The organism is Micromonospora chokoriensis, from assembly GCF_000718555.1.
Taxonomy (GTDB): domain Bacteria; phylum Actinomycetota; class Actinomycetes; order Mycobacteriales; family Micromonosporaceae; genus Micromonospora; species Micromonospora chokoriensis_B.
This window is the reverse complement of record NZ_JOAN01000001.1, coordinates 639,879-659,802: the sequence shown is the minus strand read 5'-3', so window position 1 is coordinate 659,802 and position 19,924 is coordinate 639,879. Positions and strand designations below refer to the sequence as shown.

The window sequence follows — 19,924 nt, the reverse complement described above, 5'->3', positions numbered from 1 at the left end:
AGGAAAAAGAGAACGTGAGCAGACTCCCAAACCGGAGCCGGCGTACGTCAACCGCGCTCTTCGCATCGGTCCTGGCGGCGAGCGCCGTGACCGCCGTGGGTGGTGCTACCGCCGCGGCCGCCGCTCCCACGACCACACCTGATGCTTCCACGGCCACCGCCGCTGAGACGCTTGGCGAGCACGACGCCAAACTACTCAGCGAGGCCCGCGCCAAGAAGGCCCCGAGGGTCAGCCTGATCGTCGCCACCGAGAAGGGCGAGGCAGGCGACGTCGCCGACGGCCTCGCCAAGCTCGGCGGCACGGTCAGCCAGCGGCAGGACCGGGTCGGCTTCGTGCTGGCCAGCGTCCCGACCGACCAGGTCCTCAAGGCGGCACGGCTGCCCGGTGTCTCGGCCGTCGACCTGGACGAGGTCTTCAAACTGCCGGACCCGACCCCGGAGCACACCATCACCGGCACCGTCGGCGCGCGGCAGGCCGCCGCCGTCGCGGCGCCGGGGGCGGCCACCCCGGCCGACAACCCCTACATGCCGACCAACGAGACCGGCGCGGTGGCGTTCACCGCGGCCCACCCGACGTGGGACGGCCGGGGCGTCACGATCGGAATCATGGACTCCGGTGTGGACCTGTCCAACCCGGCGTTGCAGAAGACCACGACCGGCGAGCGCAAGATCGTCGACTGGGTCACCGCGACCGATCCGCTGGCCGACGGCACGTGGCGGCGGATGCAGGCCGAGGTCACCGGTCCGGCGTTCAGCATCGCCGGCGGCACCTGGACGGCGCCGGCCGGCACGTACCGGTTCAACCTGTTCAGCGAGTCCGTCACGGCCACGGGCGAAGCCCGGGGTGACGTCAACCGCGACGGTGACACGACCGACACCTGGGGTGTCCTCTACGACCCGGCCACCAACAACATCCGGGTGGACACGAACCAGAACCTCAGCTTCGTCGACGACCCGATCATGCGGCCGTACAAGGAAAAGTACGACATCGGGTACTTCGGCACCGACAACCCGGCGACCGCGGTCGCCGAGCGGCAGCCGTTCGTCGTCGAGTTCCGGAAGAACGTGGACACCACGCCGATCGGGCTTCCGGGTCGCTTCGACTACGTCAACATCGGCATCGTCGAGAGCACCCACGGCACCCACGTCGCCGGCATCACCGCGGCCAACGACATGCTCGGCAACGGCGCCTTCGACGGTGCGGCGCCCGGCGCCAAGCTGGTCTCCGCCCGCGCCTGCTCCTGGGGCGGCACCTGCTCGGCGGTGGCCCTCATCACCGGCATGATCGACCTGGTGACCAACCGCGGGGTCGACATCATCAACATGTCGATCGGCGGCCTCCCGGGCCTGAACGACGGCAACGACGCGCGGGCCTACCTCTACAACGAGCTGATCGAGACGTACGGCGTGCAGATGGTCATCTCGGCCGGCAACTCCGGTCCGGGTCTGAACACCGTCGGTGACCCGTCCGTCGCCAACAACGTGATCAGCGTCGCCGCCAGCATCAGCAAGGACACCTGGCTCTCCAACTACGGCTCGGTGGTGCGGACGAAGAACGCCCTGTTCAACTTCTCCTCCCGTGGCCCGCGCGAGGACGGCGGCCTCAAGCCGAGCATCACCGCGCCCGGCTCGGCCATCTCCACGGCACCGACCTGGCTGCTCGGCGCCCCGGTCCCCGAGGCCGGATACGCGCTGCCCCCGGGCTACGCGATGCTGAACGGCACCTCGATGGCCTCTCCGCAGACCGCCGGTGCCGGCGCGCTGCTGCTCTCGGCCGCCAAGGCCACCGCTCGGGGCGTCAGCCCGGCCGCGCTGCGGCGGGCGCTGTACACCTCGGCCAAGCCGATCGCCAACGTCCCGACGTTCGCGCAGGGCTACGGCATGGTCAACGTGCCGGGCGCCTGGCAGCTGCTGCGTCAGGGCGTCGAGACCCGGTCGTACGTCTCCGACGCGCCGGTCTGCACCCCGTTGTCGGATCAGCTGACCATCTGGAACGGTATCGAGTTCGTGCCGAACCCGGGTCGGGGCGTCGGCATCTACAACCGGTGCGCCGCGTCCGAGGGCGGTCACAAGATCGGCCAGAGCAAGACCTACCAGGTCAAGCTCACCCGTACCAGCGGCCCGGCCGGCACCATCAAGCACGACATCACGCTGCAGGGCAACGAGGACGGCACCTTCACGGCGCCGAAGAAGGTCGCGTTGCCGCTCAACGAGACCGTCACCATCAGCGTCACCGCCAAGCCGACCAGCGAGGGCGTGCACAGCGCGATCATGCTGATCGACGACCCGGCCACGAACGTGATCGACTTCGAGGTGTCCACCGTGGTGGTGGCCTCCAACGACGTCAAGAAGCCGGACTTCTCGTACACCAACGAGGGCTCGGTCGACCGGAACGGATTCACGTCGTACTTCGTGACGGTGCCGGTGGGCGCCAAGGCCCTCCAGGTGAACCTCTCCGGGATCGCCACCGGTTCGCAGACCCGGTTCATCGCGATCGACCCGCTGGGTGTGCCGGCGGAGGCCACCACGACCACCCTCTGCTACACCAACTTCTCCGACGTCAACGTCTGCAAGCCGCAGGAGCGTGACTACCAGAACCCGCTTCCCGGGGTCTGGGAGATCGAGGTGGAGTCGCGGCGGACGTCCCCGACGCTGAACAACCCGTTCAAGCTCCAGGCGCGGGTGCAGGGCCTCACGGTCGAGCCGTCGCTGGTCGAGCTGCCCAGCCTCAAGGCCGGCGAGCCGACCAAGGTGACCTGGAAGGTCAAGAACGCCTTCGGCCCGGTCTCGGTCACCGGCCGCACCAGCGCACTGACCGGTGCGCGTAGCGAGCGTCCGACCATCACCGAGGGCGGCCCCAGCCAGGAGTGGACCGTCGCCATCCCGACGGGTACGTCGACGTTCACCGCCCGGATCGGTAACCCCGCCAACGCGGGCACCGACCTGGACCTCTACGTCTACCTGGGTAACACCCTGGTTGGCCAGGCCGCCGATGGCGACTCGGAGGAGGCGGTGACGTTGAACAACCCAGCCGCCGGCACCTACCACGTCGTGGTGGAGCCGTTCGCGATCGATGGTCCGGGGACCAGCACCGCCTACGACTACTACGACGCGTTCTCGTCCGCGGCGCTGGGCACGATCACCGCATCGGCGCTCTCGGTGCCGCTGACGCACGGCGAGTCGACCACCGTCACCGGCACGGTGATCCCGGTGGCCGTTCCGGCCGATGGGCGTCAGCTCTCCGGTGAGCTGCCGATCGTCAGCAGCGAGGGTGCGGTCGTGGGTCGCGGCAGCGTGACCATCGAGGACGTGCACTGATCTGCTCGTAAGACCAGCAGGAGCCCGCCCCCACGTCCGGGGGCGGGCTCCCGCGCGTCAGGGGCTCGTGGTCAGGACCGGCGGGCGGCCGTCACGACGAACGGGGTGCCCTGCTGGCAGGTGGTCATCATGCCGGGCTCCACCCGACCGGTGACCTCGACCCGCGCGCCGGGCGTCAGCACCTCGGGCGAGCCACCGAGGAGGAGGTAGCCGTCGAGCAGCACGCAGCCGGGCTCCACGCCGCTCTGCACGGTGCCGCTCAGGGTGGTGGCCCCGACGCCCGGGGGCGTGCTCGGGCCGCCCGGCTTCGGGGTCTTCGGGCCGAACGGCGTGGTGGGGGCGACGACAGATGGCGGAGCGGTCGGATCGGGCGTGGGCTGGCTGGTCACCGGCTGCGCTCCCGTCGGGGTCGGGGTGGGTGTGCCGCCTCCGACGCCCTGGCTGCCGCAGGCGCTCAGCGCCACGCAGACAGCCAGCGCGGGGACGGCGAGCCGAAGAGTCCTCATGCCGAATCTGACGTACGTCGGCCCGAGTTCGTTCCCGTGCTCAGCCGCGCGCCGCAGCGGCGGCCTTCATGTCCCGCTTCAGCTCCTGCGGAAGCGAGAACGTGAGCCGCTCGGTGGCGGTGGTGATCTCCTCGACGTCGGCGAAGCCCCGCGCGGCGAGGTGGACCAGCACCTCCTGGACCAGGTCGTCCGGGACGCTCGCGCCGGAGGTCAGGCCGACCGTGGTGGCCCCTTCCAGCCAGGAGTCGTCGATCTCGTGCGCGAAGTCGACCAGGTGACCGGCGCGGGCGCCGGCGTCCAGGGCGACCTCGACCAGCCGGACCGAGTTGGAGGAGTTCGTCGAGCCGACAACGATCACCACGTCACAGTCGGCGGCGATCTCCTTGACCACGTGCTGCCGGTTGGAGGTGGCGTAGCAGATGTCGTCACTGGGCGGGGACTGCAACAGCGGCAGCCGCTGCTTGAGCCGGGCCACCGTCTCCAGCGTCTCATCGACCGAGAGCGTGGTCTGGGAGAGCCACACCACCTTCTCCGGATCGCGGACGGTGATCTTGTCGGCACCGTCCGGGCCGTCCACCAGCTGAATGTGCGCGGGGGCCTCACCGGCGGTGCCGATGACCTCCTCGTGCCCCTCGTGACCGATGAGCAGGATGTCGTAGTCCTCGGCGGCGAAACGCCGGGCCTCGTGGTGCACCTTGGTGACCAGCGGGCAGGTCGCGTCGATCGCCTTCAGTGAGCGCGCCTTGGCCTGCTCGTAGACCTCCGGCGCCACGCCGTGCGCGGAGAAGATGACGGTGGCGCCCTCCGGCACCTCCTCGTTCTCCTCTACGAAGATCGCACCCTGGGACTCCAGGGTCTGCACCACGTGCTTGTTGTGCACGATCTGCTTGCGCACGTAGATCGGAGCGCCGTAGAGCTTCAGCGCCTCCTCCACGGTCTGCACCGCGCGGTCGACACCCGCGCAGTAGCCGCGGGGCTTGGCCAGGAGCACGCGCTTGCCGGTCCGGTGAGTCGCCTGAGCCTCAGTCACCCCCCCATCGTACGTGCCACCCCACGACCCGGCACCGCCCGAGACCGCCCCCACCCCACCCTCACCCCGCCGGTGATCATGAGGTTATTGCTGCGACACGCCGGCACAGAGGGCAATAACTTCATGATCAGCGGGTCAGGAGGGGTGGGCCGTAGGGTGGGCGGGTGACCGAGGGTGGGCGGGTGAGCGGCGGCGGGGCCAGCAGCGCTGAGGAGCCTTGGCCGGTGCGAGTGGTCAGCCAAAAGGTCGGGGCCTGGATCGCCAAGCTGGGCTGGGTGTGGGTGGACGGGCAGGTGGCGCAGATCAGCCGCCGCCCCGGGGCCAGCACGGTCTTCCTCACTCTGCGTGACCCGTCGGCCGACCTGAGCCTGACCGTCACCACTAACCGGGACGTTCTGGACGCCGGCGCACCGGAGCTGCGTGAGGGTGCCCGGGTGGTGCTGCACGCCAAGCCGGAGTTCTACGCCGCCCGGGGCACGTTGAGCCTGCGCGCCGACGAGATCCGCCAAGTGGGGCTCGGGGAGTTGCTAGCCCGGCTGGAGAAGCTCAAGAAGCTGCTCGCCGCCGAAGGGCTCTTCGACCGTGCCCGCAAGCGTCGACTGCCGTTCCTGCCCGGCCGGATCGGGCTCATCACCGGTCGCGCGTCGGCGGCGGAGCGGGACGTACTGACAAATGCTCGACGGCGCTGGCCAGCGGTGGAGTTCCGGACGGTCAACGTGGCCGTGCAGGGCCCGTCCGCAGTGCCGCAGATCGTCGACGCGCTCAAGGTGCTGGACGCTGACCCGAGCATCGACGTGATCATCATCGCCCGGGGTGGTGGCGGCATCGAGGACCTGCTGCCCTTCTCCGACGAGGCGCTCTGCCGCGCGGTGTTCGGCTGTCGTACGCCGGTGGTCAGCGCGATCGGCCACGAGACGGACGCGCCACTGATCGACTACGTCGCCGACGTCCGCGCCTCCACGCCGACCGACGCGGCCAAGCGGGTCGTCCCCGACCTCACCGAGGAGGTACGCCTCATCGGTCAGGCCCGGCACCGCCTCGAACGGGCGGTACGCAACCTGGTCGATCGGGAGACGCACCGGCTCGACGGGCTACGTTCCCGGCCGGTGCTGGCTCGGCCACAGGTGATGGTGGAGCATCGGGCGACCGAGCTGACCGCGTTGCGTCAGCGGGCTGGTCGTTGCCTGGAGCATCGGCTCACCGCCGCCGAGGGCGACCTGCGGCACACCCTCGCGCGGCTGCGCGCGCTCTCCCCCGCCGCGACCCTCGACCGGGGGTACGCGATCGTGCAGCGCGCGGACGGCCACGTCGTCCGTGCCGCGGCGGAGGTCGGCAAGGGCGACCCCTTGCGGGTACGACTGGCCGACGGCGAGCTGGCCGCAACGGTGGACGGCTGAGTGGCGACGCGGTGGACAAGCTGAGTGGCGACGCGGTGACCTGGGGAAGCGGTGTGCTGAGATGAACGCGATGACTGACGACACGAAGGCCGGGCCGGACGAGCGGCTCAGCTATGAGCAGGCCCGCGCCGAGCTGGCCTCGGTGGTGGAGCGGCTGGAAGCCGGCGGCACGTCGCTTGAGGAGTCGCTGGCGCTCTGGGAGCGCGGCGAGGCGCTGGCGGTGATCTGCCAACGCTGGCTGGATGGCGCGCGGGCCCGGATCGACGCCGCCCGGCAGGAGCCAACGTCCTGAGACTGGAAACGCCGGTGGGGCGGCCGGAGCCGCCCCACCCCGCGTACGTCAGTTGAACAGGCTGTACAGCTCGGCCGGCGCCTCGACGACCTGAGCCGCCGGCGGCTTCTGCGCGGCGGTGGCGGCACCGTAGTCGGAGTACGTCATCCGGATCTCCTGGGCGGCGGTCTGCCCGGCGGCCGGCAGTTGCAGCACCAGCTCGCTGAGCCGACCCTGCGGGTCCACCTTCGCGGTGAACGGAACGGTCTTCGCCTGGGTGCCCAGCGCGGCGATCGTGGCGGCGTTCAGCGAGCCCGCCTCGGCGGCCTTGGTGATGTCGAGGGTGCCGGCGTACGCGCCGGTGCCGGTGCTGCGGACCTCGGTGATGCCCTGGGTGAGCACCGCGCTGCCGGCCGGGTCGACCTTCTCGAAGTCGAAGCCGAGGTTGCGGTTGCCTTTGATCCGGGCCTGGTCCAGGTGCTGGTACTTGCCGAGGTTGAGCTGCTTGATGGCGGGCAGGCTGTCGGCGGTGGGGCCGGTCAGCTCCAGCTTGACCCAGCTGTCCGGCTTGAAGTGGATCACGTCGAGCTTCATCGCCAGGTCGGACGAGGGCCCACCGATCGCGATCTTCATCGCCGCGCTCTGGCTCGGCTGGTGCACCTGGCCTTCGGCCGTCGAGCCGGCTCCGGCCAGGGTGAACTTGAAGTTCCCGTTGCTGATCTCCTTGGTGGAGTCGAGCAGTGCCTGCTTGGCGTCGCCCGCCGCCGGGGCGCCGGACGGGCTCGCCGTGCCGGACGCGGTCACCGACGGGGACGGCGTCGATCCGGCGGTGCCGGTTCCGTTGGCGCAGGCGGCCAGTGCGGGCGTGATCAGAGCGGCGGCTACCAGGCCGGCGCCGAGTCGTCGAACAGTCATACGTGTCTCCCAAGGGGGTCATCCGACGACCTGGACGGCGCCGGAAACTCCGGCGACGCAGCAGCACCGTCGGCTGCGTCGCGCGATCCGGGCCGAGCAGCGCGCCCGGATCACCCCCTCTCTGTTCCCTGTCGACGGGCGGAACAATCACCCTTCGGCCTGGTTGCCCAGATTCGGCGTCGGCGGACCCCGGTCAGCGCAGCGAGCCGGCCAGTTCGCGCAGCTCGTTGTCCCGGGCATCACCGACGACGATCACCGTTCGGGTCGGCTCCAGCAGGACCAGCGCCTGCTGGTTCCCCCGAGCCGTGTAGAGCTGCCAGGTGCGCCCGGCCAGCTCGGTGGGGCCCTGCGGCTGGCTCTCGCTGGTCAGCTCCGCGGGGAGCAGCCGCTCGGCCGGGACGCTGCTCTGCAGGAGTTGGACGCCCCGCCCCTCAGGCGTGAGGTAGCCGAGTCGCAGGTTCGCACCGCCCTCGACGGTCTGGTAGCGGGCGCTGACCGTCGACCAGTCGGAGCCGAGCCCTTGCGGCTGGCTGACCGGAAAGACGTTCGCCGACCGGGCCTGCTCGATCGCGGGAGCCGGATCGACGGTCGCGGCCTGGTCGCCGCCGAGGAAGCCTCGGTAGAACGCCAGCAGCAGCGCGATCGGGACGAGCAGCACCAGCAGCGAGATCGCCATGTCCTTCGGCGACCGCTCGGACTTGGCGGACACCACCGGCGGCGGTGCCGTCGGGTCGGTCACGGCAGGCTCACCACCGGAGACGTCGGCCGGCGGCTGACCGTCGGGCGGCGTGCGGTCGGCGGGTACGCGGTCGGCTGGCTGTGCGGGTTCCACCCGTCCATCTTCGCAGCCGCCCGACCGGCGGTATCCGGGCCATCACCGCCCCGCGCCGACGCCGGGTCAGCCATCGTGTGAGGATCAGCGACAAGCCGGCAGTGGGGCCTCTCCACCGCCGGTCGTCCCCGCACCGTCGCGAGGAGGAGTAGCCGTCATGACGAACACCAGGACGCGGATCCCGCAGGATCTCGACCGAAACCTCGCCCTCGACCTGGTCCGGGTCACCGAGGCCGCGGCGATGGCCGCCGGCCGGTGGGTCGGTCGGGGCGACAAGGAGGGCGGCGACGGGGCCGCGGTCGACGCGATGCGCAAGCTGATCAACTCGATCCAGATGCGCGGTGTGGTGGTGATCGGCGAGGGCGAGAAGGACAACGCCCCGATGCTCTTCAACGGCGAACACGTCGGCGACGGCACCGGCCCGGAGGTGGACGTCGCTGTCGACCCGGTCGACGGCACCACCCTGATGAGCAAGGGCATGCCGAACGCCGTGGCGGTGCTCGCCGTCTCCGAGCGGGGTGCGATGTTCGACCCCAGCGCCGTGTTCTACATGGAGAAGCTCGCCGTCGGGCCGGCGTACGCCGACGTGATCGACATCAACGCCGGCGTGGCGGAGAACCTGCGCCGGATCGCGAAGGTCAAGGGCACCGACGTCTCCGAGGTGACGGTCTGCGTGCTGGACCGGAGCCGCCACGACGATCTGGTCGCGCAGATCCGCCGGACCGGGGCGGGCATCCGATTCATCTCCGACGGCGACATCGCGGGCACCATCGCGGCCGCCCGGGGCGAGTCGGACGTCGACGTGCTGATGGGCATCGGCGGCACCCCGGAGGGCATCATCTCCGCGTGCGCGCTGAAGTGCATGGGCGGTGCGATGCAGGCCAAACTCTGGCCCCGTGACGAGCAGGAGCGGGAGAAGGCGCTCGCCGCCGGGCACGACCTCGACCGGGTGCTGAGCACCGATGATCTTGTTACTGGCGACAACTGCTTCTTCGTGGCGACCGGGGTCACCTCCGGTGATCTGCTGCGCGGGGTGCGTTACCGGGCTGGCGGCGCGTACACCCAGTCGATCGTGATGCGCTCGAAGAGCGGCACCATCCGGGTGATCGACTCGTACCACCGGCTGGAGAAGCTGGCGCTCTACTCCGCGGTCGACTTCGATGGTCGTCCGCTGGCCGAGCAGGAGTGACCGCCGCCGACACGGCGACCCCGCAGCCCCTGTCGGCCGCCCGCCGGATCACCGGCGTCGCGCTGGCGTCGGTCTCCGGGGTCGCGGTGGCGGTGCAGTCGCGCATCAACGGCGAGTTGGGCGTACGCCTGGGCGACGGTTTCGCCGCCGCGGTGGTCTCGTTCGGCATCGGCCTGCTGGTGCTGCTGGTGCTGGTGCCCGCGACCCCCGGCGGGCGGCGCGGCCTGGTCGCGACGCGGCGTGCGGTGGCCACCGGCACGCTGCGGCCGTGGCAGTGCCTGGGCGGGATGTGCGGGGCGTTCCTGGTAGCCACCCAGGGGCTGACGATCGGCACGTTGGGCGTGGCGGTCTTCACCGTGGCGGTGGTCGCCGGCCAGACCGGCAGCAGCCTCGCCGTGGACCGGGCCGGGATCGGGCCCACCGGCCGGCAGCCGGTCACCCGACAGCGACTGGCCGGCGCGGTGCTCACCGTGCTGGCGGTCGGCCTGGCGGTCGGGGACCGACTCGAAGACCCGGGCACGCTGGCGCTGGCCCTGCTGCCGCTGCTCGCCGGGGTGGGCATCGCCTGGCAGCAGGCCGTCAACGGCAGGGTCCGGGCGGCGGCGGACAGCGCGTTGACCGCCACGTTGGTCAACTTCTTCGTCGGCACGGTCACCCTGCTCGTCGCGTTCGCGATCGACATCGCCATACGCGGCCTGCCCAGCGGTCACCTGCCGACCCAGCCGTGGCTCTACCTGGGCGGCCCGATCGGCATCGTGTTCATCGCGATCGCCGCCGCGGTCGTGCGCTTCACCGGTGTGCTGCTGCTCGGTTTGGCCACCATCGCCGGGCAGATCGTGGGCGCCGTCCTGCTGGACCTGGTCCTGCCCACGGCGGCCTCGCACCCCGGCGTGAACACCCTGCTCGGGGCGGCGCTGACCATGGTGGCCGTGCTTGTTGCCGCACTCGCGCCAACCGCCCGCCGCTGACCGCTCACCCGCCGAACAATCAGGGCGGCGGCAGCTTGATCGTCAGCCAGCGTCGGAGGAATGCCCGGGGAAGAGGTGGGCGCTCGGGTCGATGGCTACGGCGGCGTTGTTGACCGCCGTCGCCGCCTCACCGAAGCCGGTGGCGATCAGCCGGACCTTGCCCGGGTATTCGGTGATGTCACCCGCCGCGAAGACCCGGGGCAGGTTGGTGGCCATGGCGCTGTCCACCAGGATGTGCCGGCGGTCCAGCCGCAGCCCCCACTCGGCGAGGGGGCCCAGGTCGGCGGTGAAGCCGAGGGCGGCCACCACGATGTCCACCGGCAGCGTCTCGGTCGCGCCGCCACGTACGGTCACCTCGGCGGCGGTCACCGCGCCGTCGCCGATCAGCCGGCTGACCTCGGCGTTGACCACGACCCGCACCGGCAGGGAGAGCACCCGGGCGACCGTCGACGCGTGGGCCCGGAACTTCTCCCGGCGATGCACCAGGGTCACCGAACGGGCCAGCGGTTGCAGCGCCAGCGCCCAGTCAAAGGCCGAGTCGCCGCCACCGACGATCAGCACGTCCCGATCGACCAACTCGGTCGGCGCGGTCACGAAGTAGACGATCCCCGAGCCGGGGGCGCCGTCGGCGCACGGCAGCGGCCGAGGGCTGAAGCTGCCGAGCCCGCCGGTGACCACGATCGCCCCGCACCCGAGCTGCTCCCCACCGGCCAGGCCGAGCACCGGGCGGCCGTCGGCGTACGAGAGCTTCTCGGCACGGGTGTTGAGCAGGTACTGCGGATTGAACGGGGCGGCCTGGGCCACCAGGTTGGCCACCAGGTCGCGGCCCTTGACGGCAGGGAAGCCAGCGACGTCGAGGATCAGCTTCTCCGGGTACATGGCGGAGACCTGGCCGCCCGGCTCGGGCAACGCGTCGATCACCGCCACCGACAGCCCCCGGAACCCGGCGTAGTACGCGGCGAAGAGACCGGCCGGACCGGCCCCGATCACGGCGACATCGACCTCGCGCATGGCGTACCGTCGCTTTCCGCTTACGGATCAACGCTTGCTGATCTCGACCGTAAGCGGGCGGCGACGGTCGGGCAAGCATGTCCCAGGGCGCGCCGGAGGATCGCCTCAGGGCAGGCTGAGAGTGGAGCCCGAGTAGTCCGGGCCGTCCATGGCCGGTCGCCGACGACGGAACAGGATCGCCGCCACCACCCCTCCGAGCAGGCCGAACAGGTGGCCCTGCCAGGAGATCCGCTCGTCGGTGGGGAGGATGCCGACCAGTTGCCAGCCGTAGAGCAGACCGACGAGGAGGAAGACCGCGAAGTTCCACCAGCTGCGTTCGACGATGCCCCGGGTGAGCAGGATGCCCAGGTAGCCGAAGATGACGCCGCTGGCGCCGACCACCACCGAATTGGGTGAGCCGGTGAACCACACGCCGAGCCCGCTGACCAGGATGATGACCAAGGTCGACCAGAGGAACCGGCGGGCCCCGGCGGCGAGGACGAAGGTGCCCAGCAGGATCAGCGGGATGCTGTTGCTGTAGAGGTGGTCGAAGCCGTGGTGCAGGAACGGGGAGAAGAAGACCCCGTCCAGCCCTTCGATGCGTTGCGGGATGATGCCAGCGGTGGCGTCCAGGCCGAACGCGAGCCCTTGGTCGGCGGCCTCGATGAGGAAGAGGAACGGGACCACCGCGCACATGGCGACGAACGCCCGGCCGAGCGCGGCGTAGAACGCCTCGGTGCCGAACCGGTAGGGGTCGCCGCTTGACGGGTGCAGGGTCACTCCACAACTGCTATCAGCAAAAGCGGCCGACCGCCACTCACGTCCCGTCCGTGCACCGCCGGGTTACGCGCGAAGGCGGGGCGGGTGGAAGACCACCCGCCCCGCCTTCGACACCGTCAGTAGTGGTTGTTGTTCTGGAAGAAGCGCCACGCGCCGCAGGGCGTGTCGTACCTGCCCTTGACGTAGTTCAGCCCCCACTTGATCTGGGTCGCTGGGTTCGTCCGCCAGTCGTCCGCGACCGAGCTCATCTTGCTGCCCGGCAACGCCTGCGGGATGCCGTACGCGCCGGAGGAGGAGTTGTTGGCCTTGTGGTTCCAGCCGCTCTCCTTGGTCCAGAGTTTCTCCAGGCAGGGGAACTCGGCGATGCCGAAGCCCGCCTCGATCATCAGGGCGCAGCCGGTCTTGCGGTTGCCGCTGAACTCCGCGCAGGACGCCGGGATGGGCCCGTCGTACGGCTTGGCTGGCGCGTTGGCGGCGTCGCGCTCGCGCTTGCGCGATGCCGCGGCGGCCTCGGCCCGGCGGGCTCGCTCGGCGGCCTCCTTGGCGGCCTGCACCGCACGCAGCTTGGCCTGGTACTCGGCGGCTCGCTGCTTGGAGAACGGCACCTGGTGGGCGGCCTGCCGCTCGCGCTGGTACGCGAGGTCGGCTCGGTCGACCTCGCGGCTGACCTGATCGGTCCGGCCCTGTTGCTGGGTTTCCCGGTCTTCGCCCAGGTAGAAGCCACCGGCAACGCCCACGGAAAGCAGCGCTACAGCAGCCGTACGGGCGCCCAACCGGCTCCACAGCCGACTCACGAAGTGGTCCCTTCGTCGGGAGCAAGGACGCGGCGCGGCGCAGGCCACAGTGGGCCGTCAGCCGTGCCACGAGCGCCCCGACCGGTTGCCGGTCGCGCCGACGCACCGACCCTCGCCGATGCCGCCCGTCTCGCGACGTTCGATCACCAACGATTCCTGTGGTGCGTGGGCGCTCGTGGGACACGATTGCGCACAGTGAGGCCGATGGGAAACCAACCACACTGTTTGTGATCTGCGCCACATCAAAAATAGGGACAAAAGCCCCTATAGCACCACTAGATCGGGATGTCCTCCAGAAGGTCCGTGACCATCGCGGCGATCGGCGACCGCTCCGAACGGCTGAGGGTGACGTGCGCGAAGAGCGGATGGCCCTTGAGCGCTTCGATGACCGCCGTCACTCCGTCGTGCCGGCCGACCCGCAGATTGTCCCGCTGGGCCACGTCGTGCGTGAGCACCACCCGGGAGCCCTGCCCGATCCGGGACAGCACGGTCAGCAGCACCCCGCGCTCCAGCGACTGCGCCTCATCCACGATCACGTAGGCGTCGTGCAGGCTGCGCCCCCGGATGTGGGTCAGCGGCAGCACCTCCAGGATGCCCCGCGAGGTGACCTCCTCCAGCACGTTCTCGTGCACCACCGCGCCGAGCGTGTCGAAGACCGCCTGGGCCCACGGCGACATCTTCTCCGACTCCGACCCCGGCAGGTAGCCCAACTCCTGGCCACCGACGGCGTACAGCGGGCGGAACACGATCACCTTCTTGTGCCGGCGGCGCTCCATCACCGCCTCCAACCCGGCGCAGAGCGCCAGCGCCGACTTACCGGTGCCGGCCCGACCACCCAGCGAGACGATCCCGATCGCCTCGTCCAGCAGCAGGTCGAGAGCGATCCGCTGCTCGGCCGAGCGGCCGTGCAGCCCGAACGCCTCCCGGTCGCCCCGGACCAGGCGCACCGACTTGTCCGGCAGCACCCGACCGAGCGCGGAGCCACGCGCCGAGTGCAGCACCAGACCCGTGTGGCAGGGCAGCCCGGCAGCCTCGTCGAGGTCGAGCGTCTCGCCGGCGTACAGCTGGCCGATCTGCTCCTCGCTCAACTCCATCTCCGACATACCGGTCCAGGTCGGGTCACTGGCCTGGCCGTGGCGGTACTCGTCGGCGCGCAGACCCACCGAGGCAGCCTTGACCCGCAGCGGCATGTCCTTGCTGACCAGGGTCACCTCCCGCCCCTCACCAGCGAGGTTGAGCGCGACGGAGAGAATCCGGGCGTCGTTGCTCTCGGTACGGAAGCCGGGCGGCAGGACGCCGTCGTCGGTGTGGTTGAGCTCCACCCGCAGCGTGCCGCCGACGTCGTTGGCAGGCACCGGGCGGTCGAGCCGGCCATGCCGGACCCGCAGGTCGTCGAGCATCCGCAGCGACTGCCGGGCGAACCATCCCAGCTCCGGATGATGCCGCTTGCCTTCCAGCTCGGTGATGACCACCAGAGGCAGCACCACCTCATGCTCCGCGAACCGGTGGAACGCCGCCGGATCGGAGAGCAGCACCGATGTGTCCAGGACAAAGGCCTGGCCGGCTGGTCGTGGCTCCTTGGGGTCGGCCGGCTCGGCGGCCGCCGTACGGCGGCTCCTGGTGGCGCGGCGGGTCGTGGCAGTCGCGGCCGGGGTCTGGTCGGCACCGGCGATGGTACGGCGAGTCGTCACAGGCCTGCTCCGACGGATGGGCACCCGCCACCCGTGTTCCGCCTCCTCCGGTGCCCGGGGACACGGGGTCGGATGCGGAACCCCATGCGCGAGGTCGCAGATCCGGGCGGACCGGCTGGCTCGGGAGAACCCCGTGCCATGCCTAGACGCTAGCCCCGCCGGACCTTCCCGGCTAGGGGCCGAACGTGGATCTCCTAAGACGCGCTCGTGAACAGCGCCGCGCGGGGGCCGGCACCGGCCGCTGGCCAGCGCGGGCACGGCGGAACCGGCCGGGATGCATGCCCCCTGCGCGCATCCCGGCCGGTGGGGCCACCGTCACCGGTCTGACGTGGCCCCGACGGTGCGTGTCCGCCGCGGACGACGCACCGCGTTCGTGGCGCCGGTCGACGGGAGTGACCCGCCGACCGACCTCAACCGGTACGTCGAACGAGCGTGCCGGTCGGATGCCGCCCGGTGATCGGGGCGGCCGGCGCGCTGAACGACGAGCCGGTGTAGGTGGTGCCGGGGCGGGCGACGGCACCGGCGGTGCGGACCACGCCCGCCGGTGAGACCGACAGGGCCGAGGCGATCGCCGCCTGAGCGTCGCGGCGACGCCGGTTCCACGCGCCCCGGTCGCCGTCGAAGTAGCCCTGCCGGTAGCCGAAGCGGTAGCCGATGCGGTAGCTCAGCTGCCCGTGCAAGCGACCGGCCGCATAGCTCGTGGCACCGAGCACCAGGACGAGGAACACCGCGAGAAAGGGGCTCATCGGGCAGCTCCGGCCCAGCCGGGACGCCAGGTCATCGCTCCTCCGGCTCGATCGTGGTGGGGTCGGCGACGAGCAGCCGGTCCAGGTCGTCGGTGCTGACCTCCTCGACCAGCTCGACGCTGATCCGGCAGCCGTCCAGCACGACCTCGGCCACCGAAGACCGGCGAATCTCGCCGCCGGCGTCGTAGACCCGGACGCTCAGCTCGGGACAGCCGAGATGGGTACGCCAGGCGTTCCACTCGGCACGATCGCCGACGCTCAGCGACAGGTAGCGGCAGCCTCGGGCGAGGTAGAGGCGCCAGGGGGCGGTCAGCCCCGCGGCGACCCCCTCGGCGATCAGCCCGAAGGCCTGGGCGCGGGTGGCGAGCTCGGTCACCACGACCCCCTGGCACCGGGGGCGTGACGCATGTGAGCACCAATCGTCTCATGCACGTGACACACCGTAGATTGTCCCATGGGCGTGACAGTATCAGCTTTTCGTCCGCTTACGTTTGCCACTACGTTCATCTATTCTGCCCGCGTGACACCCCTCAACAATGGCACTGACTCGTTTACCGGAAATCCGAAGCATTCGTCACGTCTGCGTGACAGTGGCGAGCCGGGGCGCGCACCGACAGCTGGCTGGCCGTACCGTCACGGGGTGACCGAGACGGCCAATGCGCGGAAGATCGCCTTCGCCACCTTCGTCCGGCGGGCCCTGGACGAGGCACGGGCGACCCGAGCCTGGAGCGGCACCGAGGTGTCCCGACGCACCGGCGTCTCCCGGCAGACCATCAATCGCTGGGTCCGGGGCGACTGGGCCAGCGACCCGGAGGCCGAACGGGTGGTCGCCTTCTGCGAGGGCCTCGGGCTGAACCCGGCTGCCGCCTTCGCCGCGCTCGGGTGGGACCGCACCGCGGCCGGCCCGCGCACCGGCCAGGCGGCCCCTCCGATGGACCCTGACGTGGAGGCGCTGCTGCGCCGACTGGTCGATCCGCAGGTGTCGGACGCGGAGAAGTTCCACATCCGCGAAACCATTAGATACCTCGCATACCGCCCAACGTTGCCGGTCGATGTCCGAAAAAGGGGCAATCAGGCAGGCTAGTTCCTCAGATAGCGAAAGAACGCCTGGTCAGGTTCATTCGTTTGCCTCCGGGGCAGGAACGGGCACGCTAGCGTCCCTATTCGTACTGCTTGGGCTCGTCATCGGCGGGGGGACGGGACAAGGCCGAACCTAGCCCTGCGGGACAGAAGGAGGGGTCTGTCCATGACCCTGAAGTGGTTGGCAGTCGTGGTCGCGACGGTGTCGGTGACACTGTGGGCGACCGGCAACACAGTGACCCTCGCGGTCGACGGCGGGCAGCTTCCGCTGTTCGTCAACCTCTTTGCGCTCATCACCGCCGGCACCGCGGTCGTCCTGGCCGTCGTCGCCGAGCTGCACGAGCGCTTGAACAATCGAATCAGCGCGCTCACCGAGTTCCTGGTGGCACGGCTCAACGAGATCGAGAACCACACCGGCGATCGCAACACCGGGTTCGTGGAGGGCTACCTGTTGAGCCATGGCCAGGAGGCGGCGGTGGTGCCGTTCGGCCGGCGCGGACGAGGAGCCGCCGAACGCTGATCGCCTACCGCACACCGGGTCCGCTCGACCAGGAATGACCCTGGATCGCCGGGGTACGCTGACGCGCGTGCCGCCGTTGAATCTGGGCAATCAGCAGCCGAGAACCCCGTTGAACGCCGACCAGGCCTGGCGGATCACCGCCAGCCGGGCGGCCGGGACCGTGCTCTTCTTCGACTTCGACGGCACGCTCGCGCCGGTCGACGACGATCCGAGCGCGGTACGCCCGGCACCCAAGGCGCTGGCCGCGATCGAGGCGCTCGCCCCGGTCGTGCAGCGGGTCGCGATCGTCTCCGCCCGACCCGTCGAGTTCCTCCGGGATCAGCTCGGCGGGCTCGGCGGCGTGGACCTCTACGGCCTCTACGGGCTGGAGCACAGCCACTCTGGCGGGGAGACCGTCACCGAACCGGCCGCGCTGCCGTGGGTGCCGACCATGGTGGAGCTGGCCGACCTGGCGCGGGCGGAGCTGCCGCCCGGCACGCTCGTGGAGTACAAGCGGCTCTCCGTGGCGCTGCACTGGCGTACGGCCCCGCATCTCGGCGCGACCGTGCAGCAGTGGGGGCAGGCGCAGGCGGACCGTCTGGGGCTGCGCGTGCAGGCCGGGCGGATGGTGCTGGAGCTCAAGCCACCAGTCGACCGGGACAAGGGCATGGTGATCGGCGAGGCGATCAAGGGCGCCACCGGCGCCTGGTACTTCGGCGACGATGTCTCCGACATCAAGGCCTTCGCCGCGCTACGCGCTCGCGCCGCCACCGACCCGGACTTCCTCGGCGTCTGCGTGGCGGTGGCCAACCCGGAGACCGGCCACGAGGTGGCCAACGCCGCCGACCTGACGATCGAGTCACCGGCCGCCCTGGGCGACTTCCTCACCCGGGCACTGACCCACCTACCCTGACCGAGACCGAGCGGGGCGACGACAGCGTCGCCACCGCCCGGGTCAGGCGCCGTAGCGGCGTTGTCTGGTGGCGTACGACCGCAGTGCGCGCAGGAAGTCGATGTGCCGGAAATCCGGCCAGTTGAGCTCGCAGAAGTAGAACTCCGAGTGCGCGGACTGCCAGAGCATGAAACCGGACAGCCGCTGCTCACCGCTGGTGCGGATCACCAGGTCCGGGTCGGGCTGGCCTCGGGTGTAGAGGTGCTCGGCGATGTGCTCGACGTCCAGCACCTCGGCCAACTCCTCGATCGTGCCGCCGGAGGCGGCGTGCTCCAGCAGCAGCGAGCGGACCGCGTCGGTGATCTCCCGGCGACCGCCGTAGCCCACCGCGATGTTGACCTCCGCGCCGCCGGTGCGCTCGCGGGTGCGCTCTTCGGCCCCCTTGAGCGCCGCCGCGGTCTGCGCCGGCAGCAGGTCGAGCGCCCCGACGATGCGCAGCCGCCAGGGATTGCCCTCCTCGGCCAACTCGACCACCAGATCCTCAATGATCTTGAGGAGAGGGTCCAGCTCACTGGCCGGACGGCGCAGATTGTCGGTGGCCAGCAGGTAGAGGGTGACGTGCCCGACACCGGCCTGGTCACACCAGCCGAGGACATGTTTGATCTTCGCCGCACCGACTCGGTGCCCGTCGTTCGGGTCGACGAAGCCCATCTCCCTCGCCCATCGGCGGTTGCCGTCGCACATCACCCCGACATGCCGGGGCACCGGCTTACCGGCGAGCTTCGCCGTGAGCCGGCGCTCGTACACGGAGTAGATAAGGTCCCGCAGCGTCATCACCTAGCAGCGTAGCGACCCTTCGGCCAGTTCATTGCCTCGGAGCCCCATCCCCGCCGCCCAGACCGATGCCGATCATTGCGAGCGTGCGAGCGGTAAGGCGTCCGTCACCCAACCCCAGCTCGACCACGTCGTAGAACACCCGGTCGTCCCGCCGGGCCGCCCGGACCGCCGCGTCCACCACCCGGCGTCGTCGCGCCAGCCAGGCCGCGGCCGAACTGTGCCGCAGGTGGGTGCCGAGGCGGCGACGCAACCCGTGGGCGTAGCGCGCGGCCGCGCCCTCGGGCGACCGGGCCGCCGCCGACCCGGCGAGCGCGCCGGAGAGCAGCGCGTAGAAGATCCCCTCCCCGGTGAACGGATTGATCAGCGACAGCGCGTCCCCGGCCAGCAGGGTGCGCCCCCGCCCCGGCGACGGCCGGTGGGTGGAGAGCGGCAGGTGATGGGCACGCAGGGCGGTCACGCTCGCCAGGTCGGTGCCGGGCAACAGCGCGGCAAGCCGGTCCAGCAGGTACGCGCGGCTCAACGGCTCACCGCGCAGCACCTCCCCGTACCCGACGTTCGCCCGACCGTCCCCGATCGGAAACGACCAGGCGTACGCGGGCCAGCGCGCCTTCGAGGTGACGATGAGTTGCTCGGGCGGGCCGGGCAGCGCCGGGGCGTACCCCCGGATGGCCAGCGCGAGGTGCCGGTCGGGATTCTGCGGGTGACCGAGCGCCCGACGCACCACGGAGCCGGCGCCGTCCGCGCCGATCACCACTCGTCCGGACACCTGACCGTCGAGCACCACCCGGTCGGCGCGCGGCTCGACCTGACGCACGGTGTGCCGGCGCAACTGCGCGCCGGCGGCCACGGCGGCGGCCACCAGCCGGGCGTCGAAGACCTCCCGGGGCACGGTGTACGCGGGTCGGGGCAGCGCCCGAGCCACCGCGCCGCCACCCGGCGCGATCATGCGTAACGCCGGCAACGGCGCGTAACCCGCCACCGCCTCGGCCACCCCCAGCTCGGCCAGCACGTCCACCGAGTGTGCGGCGATGCCGTCGCCGCACGCCTTGTCCCGGGGGAAGTCGGCCCGGTCCAGCAGTAGCACGCTGGCACCCGCCCGGCGCGCCGTCAGCGCGGCTGCCGCCCCAGCCGGCCCCGCCCCCACCACCACCACGTCGAACTCGTCGCCCACCGCGCGCCTCCCTCCAGTC

The 19,924-nt window shown here is 70.9% G+C and carries 20 protein-coding genes; 8 read left to right on the top strand and 12 right to left on the bottom strand.

What is annotated here, in order from left to right; translation table 11 throughout:
* Positions 1 to 14 precede the first annotated feature (14 nt).
* Positions 15 to 3,317, top strand: coding sequence for a S8 family serine peptidase (locus tag IF46_RS0103130; protein WP_030486725.1), 3,303 nt, complete (start codon positions 15 to 17; stop codon positions 3,315 to 3,317).
* 71 nt (positions 3,318 to 3,388) lie between these two features.
* Here IF46_RS0103130 and IF46_RS0103125 read toward each other — a convergent pair whose 3' ends face one another.
* Positions 3,389 to 3,823, bottom strand: coding sequence for a hypothetical protein (locus IF46_RS0103125; protein WP_030486724.1), 435 nt, complete (start codon positions 3,821 to 3,823; stop codon positions 3,389 to 3,391).
* A gap of 40 nt (positions 3,824 to 3,863) precedes the next feature.
* Positions 3,864 to 4,853, bottom strand: a complete 990-nt coding sequence (locus IF46_RS0103120; protein WP_030486723.1) for a 4-hydroxy-3-methylbut-2-enyl diphosphate reductase — start codon at positions 4,851 to 4,853, stop codon at positions 3,864 to 3,866.
* Positions 4,854 to 5,017: 164 nt separating this feature from the next.
* Between IF46_RS0103120 and xseA the strand changes: the two genes are divergently transcribed.
* Together xseA and IF46_RS0103110 are read left to right on the top strand one after the other, a co-directional pair.
* Positions 5,018 to 6,250 carry an exodeoxyribonuclease VII large subunit gene (xseA, locus tag IF46_RS0103115; RefSeq protein ID WP_232233908.1) on the top strand — a complete coding sequence of 411 codons (1,233 nt, stop codon included), beginning with the start codon at positions 5,018 to 5,020 and terminating at the stop codon, positions 6,248 to 6,250.
* Between the two features lie 70 nt (positions 6,251 to 6,320).
* Positions 6,321 to 6,542 carry an exodeoxyribonuclease VII small subunit gene (locus tag IF46_RS0103110; RefSeq protein ID WP_030486721.1) on the top strand — a complete coding sequence of 74 codons (222 nt, stop codon included), beginning with the start codon at positions 6,321 to 6,323 and terminating at the stop codon, positions 6,540 to 6,542.
* Between the two features lie 48 nt (positions 6,543 to 6,590).
* Here IF46_RS0103110 and IF46_RS0103105 read toward each other — a convergent pair whose 3' ends face one another.
* Positions 6,591 to 7,436, bottom strand: coding sequence for a hypothetical protein (locus tag IF46_RS0103105; RefSeq protein ID WP_030486720.1), 846 nt, complete (start codon positions 7,434 to 7,436; stop codon positions 6,591 to 6,593).
* 193 nt (positions 7,437 to 7,629) lie between these two features.
* Positions 7,630 to 8,268, bottom strand: a complete 639-nt coding sequence (locus IF46_RS0103100; RefSeq protein ID WP_030486719.1) for a DUF4245 domain-containing protein — start codon at positions 8,266 to 8,268, stop codon at positions 7,630 to 7,632.
* A 157-nt stretch (positions 8,269 to 8,425) separates the two neighbouring features.
* Between IF46_RS0103100 and glpX the strand changes: the two genes are divergently transcribed.
* Together glpX and IF46_RS0103090 are read left to right on the top strand one after the other, a co-directional pair.
* Positions 8,426 to 9,457 (top strand): class II fructose-bisphosphatase, encoded by a 1,032-nt coding sequence (gene glpX, locus IF46_RS0103095; protein WP_030486718.1) that lies wholly within the window; start codon positions 8,426 to 8,428, stop codon positions 9,455 to 9,457.
* A complete protein-coding gene (locus IF46_RS0103090) occupies positions 9,454 to 10,425 on the top strand; it encodes a DMT family transporter (protein WP_084597730.1) in 972 nt (323 codons plus the stop codon). Before glpX ends, IF46_RS0103090 begins: the two co-directional genes overlap by 4 nt.
* Before the next feature lie 42 nt (positions 10,426 to 10,467).
* Here the strand turns inward: IF46_RS0103090 and IF46_RS0103085 are convergent, their stop codons facing one another.
* The 6 genes from IF46_RS0103085 to IF46_RS0103060 form a co-directional block, all read right to left on the bottom strand.
* Positions 10,468 to 11,436: an NAD(P)/FAD-dependent oxidoreductase gene (locus IF46_RS0103085; protein ID WP_030486716.1), complete on the bottom strand. Its 969-nt coding sequence runs from the start codon at positions 11,434 to 11,436 to the stop codon at positions 10,468 to 10,470.
* 105 nt (positions 11,437 to 11,541) lie between these two features.
* Positions 11,542 to 12,195: a rhomboid family intramembrane serine protease gene (locus IF46_RS0103080; protein ID WP_030486715.1), complete on the bottom strand. Its 654-nt coding sequence runs from the start codon at positions 12,193 to 12,195 to the stop codon at positions 11,542 to 11,544.
* 116 nt (positions 12,196 to 12,311) lie between these two features.
* Positions 12,312 to 12,989: a transglycosylase SLT domain-containing protein gene (locus tag IF46_RS0103075; RefSeq protein ID WP_030486714.1), complete on the bottom strand. Its 678-nt coding sequence runs from the start codon at positions 12,987 to 12,989 to the stop codon at positions 12,312 to 12,314.
* A 275-nt stretch (positions 12,990 to 13,264) separates the two neighbouring features.
* Positions 13,265 to 14,680: a PhoH family protein gene (locus IF46_RS0103070; protein ID WP_030486713.1), complete on the bottom strand. Its 1,416-nt coding sequence runs from the start codon at positions 14,678 to 14,680 to the stop codon at positions 13,265 to 13,267.
* A gap of 410 nt (positions 14,681 to 15,090) precedes the next feature.
* Positions 15,091 to 15,426, bottom strand: a complete 336-nt coding sequence (locus tag IF46_RS0103065; RefSeq protein ID WP_030486712.1) for a hypothetical protein — start codon at positions 15,424 to 15,426, stop codon at positions 15,091 to 15,093.
* Positions 15,427 to 15,457: 31 nt separating this feature from the next.
* Positions 15,458 to 15,802, bottom strand: a complete 345-nt coding sequence (locus IF46_RS0103060) for a hypothetical protein (protein ID WP_030328857.1) — start codon at positions 15,800 to 15,802, stop codon at positions 15,458 to 15,460.
* A 264-nt stretch (positions 15,803 to 16,066) separates the two neighbouring features.
* Between IF46_RS0103060 and IF46_RS0103055 the strand changes: the two genes are divergently transcribed.
* The 3 genes from IF46_RS0103055 to otsB all read left to right on the top strand — a co-directional run bounded on the left by IF46_RS0103055 (position 16,067) and on the right by otsB (position 17,918).
* Positions 16,067 to 16,510: an XRE family transcriptional regulator gene (locus tag IF46_RS0103055; protein WP_030486711.1), complete on the top strand. Its 444-nt coding sequence runs from the start codon at positions 16,067 to 16,069 to the stop codon at positions 16,508 to 16,510.
* A gap of 162 nt (positions 16,511 to 16,672) precedes the next feature.
* Positions 16,673 to 17,026: a hypothetical protein gene (locus IF46_RS0103050; RefSeq protein WP_030486710.1), complete on the top strand. Its 354-nt coding sequence runs from the start codon at positions 16,673 to 16,675 to the stop codon at positions 17,024 to 17,026.
* Positions 17,027 to 17,093: 67 nt separating this feature from the next.
* The gene (otsB, locus tag IF46_RS0103045; protein WP_030486709.1) at positions 17,094 to 17,918 is read left to right on the top strand and encodes a trehalose-phosphatase; all 825 of its coding nucleotides are present in this window, start codon (positions 17,094 to 17,096) and stop codon (positions 17,916 to 17,918) included.
* Between the two features lie 42 nt (positions 17,919 to 17,960).
* On the opposite strand, the gene IF46_RS0103040 is transcribed toward otsB, so the two are convergent.
* Positions 17,961 to 18,731 (bottom strand): isoprenyl transferase, encoded by a 771-nt coding sequence (locus tag IF46_RS0103040; protein ID WP_030486708.1) that lies wholly within the window; start codon positions 18,729 to 18,731, stop codon positions 17,961 to 17,963.
* A 31-nt stretch (positions 18,732 to 18,762) separates the two neighbouring features.
* Positions 18,763 to 19,905 carry a geranylgeranyl reductase family protein gene (locus tag IF46_RS0103035; protein ID WP_030486707.1) on the bottom strand — a complete coding sequence of 381 codons (1,143 nt, stop codon included), beginning with the start codon at positions 19,903 to 19,905 and terminating at the stop codon, positions 18,763 to 18,765.
* Positions 19,906 to 19,924: the final 19 nt, after the last annotated feature.

Coding starts and splice junctions, on each gene's coding strand:
- IF46_RS0103125 (WP_030486724.1), bottom strand. CDS start 3,823: ATGAGGACTCTTCGGCTCGCCGTCCCCGCGCTGGCTGTCTGCGTGGCG.
- IF46_RS0103110 (WP_030486721.1), top strand. CDS start 6,321: ATGACTGACGACACGAAGGCCGGGCCGGACGAGCGGCTCAGCTATGAG.
- IF46_RS0103105 (WP_030486720.1), bottom strand. CDS start 7,436: ATGACTGTTCGACGACTCGGCGCCGGCCTGGTAGCCGCCGCTCTGATC.
- glpX (WP_030486718.1), top strand. CDS start 8,426: ATGACGAACACCAGGACGCGGATCCCGCAGGATCTCGACCGAAACCTC.
- IF46_RS0103085 (WP_030486716.1), bottom strand. CDS start 11,436: ATGCGCGAGGTCGATGTCGCCGTGATCGGGGCCGGTCCGGCCGGTCTC.
- IF46_RS0103065 (WP_030486712.1), bottom strand. CDS start 15,426: ATGAGCCCCTTTCTCGCGGTGTTCCTCGTCCTGGTGCTCGGTGCCACG.
- IF46_RS0103050 (WP_030486710.1), top strand. CDS start 16,673: ATGACCCTGAAGTGGTTGGCAGTCGTGGTCGCGACGGTGTCGGTGACA.
- IF46_RS0103040 (WP_030486708.1), bottom strand. CDS start 18,731: ATGACGCTGCGGGACCTTATCTACTCCGTGTACGAGCGCCGGCTCACG.